This window comes from Rhodococcus sp. NPDC006774 (assembly GCF_040636045.1).
GTDB lineage: Bacteria > Actinomycetota > Actinomycetes > Mycobacteriales > Mycobacteriaceae > Rhodococcoides.
This window is the reverse complement of record NZ_JBEYIW010000059.1, coordinates 1-1,378: the sequence shown is the minus strand read 5'-3', so window position 1 is coordinate 1,378 and position 1,378 is coordinate 1. Positions and strand designations below refer to the sequence as shown.

Below are 1,378 nucleotides of genomic sequence, written 5' to 3'. Positions count from 1 at the left end.
GGGACTGTCTGAATAACGGTGGATCCGGTCCTTGGTTCGACACGCCGAGCTGAGCTTGGCGGGAAGGATCGATGATGACCGAAACACTGGATCCCATGGCGGATGAGGTGGATCAGAAGCAGTTGGCGGAGCAGCTCCTGGCTCAGGCCAAGGAGCAGGGCGTGGAGTTGATGGGCCCGAACGGGCTGCTCAATCAGCTCACCAAGAACGTTCTCGAGACCGCACTGGATGCGGAGATGACCGAGCATCTCGGCTACGAAAGACACGACGCCGCCGGCCGCGGCAGCGGAAACTCCCGCAACGGCACCCGCTCGAAGACGGTGCTCACCGAGATCGGGCCGGTGGAGATCGACGTCCCGCGCGACCTCGATTCCTCCTTCGCTCCGCAGATAGTCAAGAAGCGACAGCGACGCCTCACCGGTATCGACGAGATCGTATTGTCGCTCACGGCAAAGGGTTTGACGACCGGCGAGGTGTCCGCGCACTTCGCCGACATCTACGGCGCGACGGTATCGAAGGACACCATTTCCCGTATCACCGACAAAGTTGTCGGGGAGATGACCGAGTGGCAGAACCGGCCACTCGAGCGGGTGTACCCGGTGATGTTCATCGACGCCGTGCACGTCAAAGTCCGGGACGGGCAGGTCACCAACCGGCCGATGTATGTCGCGATCGGTGTCACCGTCAACGGCGAACGCGACATTCTCGGGATCTGGGCCGGCGACGGCGGAGAGGGTGCGAAATTCTGGCTCTCGGTGCTCACCGAGATCAAGAACCGCGGTGTCGGCGACGTCTGCATCGTGGTCTGCGACGGACTGAAAGGTCTGCCGGATGCGATCAACACCGTGTGGGAGTTGGCGGTGGTGCAGACATGCATTATTCACCTGATACGCAACACCTTTCGGTTCGCGTCCCGGAAGTACTGGGATGAGATGTCGCGTGATCTGCGTCCGGTCTACACCGCTCCGTCGGAGGCTGCTGCGAGGGAACGGTTCACGGAGTTCACCACGAAATGGGGTCAGCAGTATCCGGCGATCATCAAGATGTGGGACAACGCGTGGAGCGAGTTCGTGCCCTTCCTGGACTACGACGTCGAGATCAGGCGGGTAATCTGCTCGACGAATGCGATCGAGTCCGTCAACGCCCGCTACAGGCGTGCCGTGCGCGCTCGTGGGCACTTCCCGACCGAGCAGGCGGCCCTCAAGTGTCTGTACCTCGCCACGCGGGCACTGGACCCCACGGGGAAAGGTAAGGCACGATGGGCAATCAGGTGGAAGCCGGCGCTCAATGCGTTCGCGATCACCTTCGAAGGACGCATCACCCCGAACGGTAACTAACCGACACCGAGGTCGGATCCACCGTTAATCGGACACTCCCT

At 61.8% G+C, this 1,378-nt stretch carries 1 protein-coding gene; it reads left to right on the top strand.

Annotated features, from left to right (window positions below):
• Positions 1 to 74 precede the first annotated feature (74 nt).
• Complete coding sequence (locus tag ABZ677_RS27815) at positions 75 to 1,337, top strand: IS256 family transposase (protein ID WP_358375324.1); 1,263 nt, start codon at positions 75 to 77, stop codon at positions 1,335 to 1,337.
• Positions 1,338 to 1,378 lie beyond the last annotated feature (41 nt).

Bases quoted from the DNA above. Each gene is read 5' to 3' on its own strand.
- ABZ677_RS27815 (WP_358375324.1), top strand. From the start codon at position 75: ATGACCGAAACACTGGATCCCATGGCGGATGAGGTGGATCAGAAGCAG.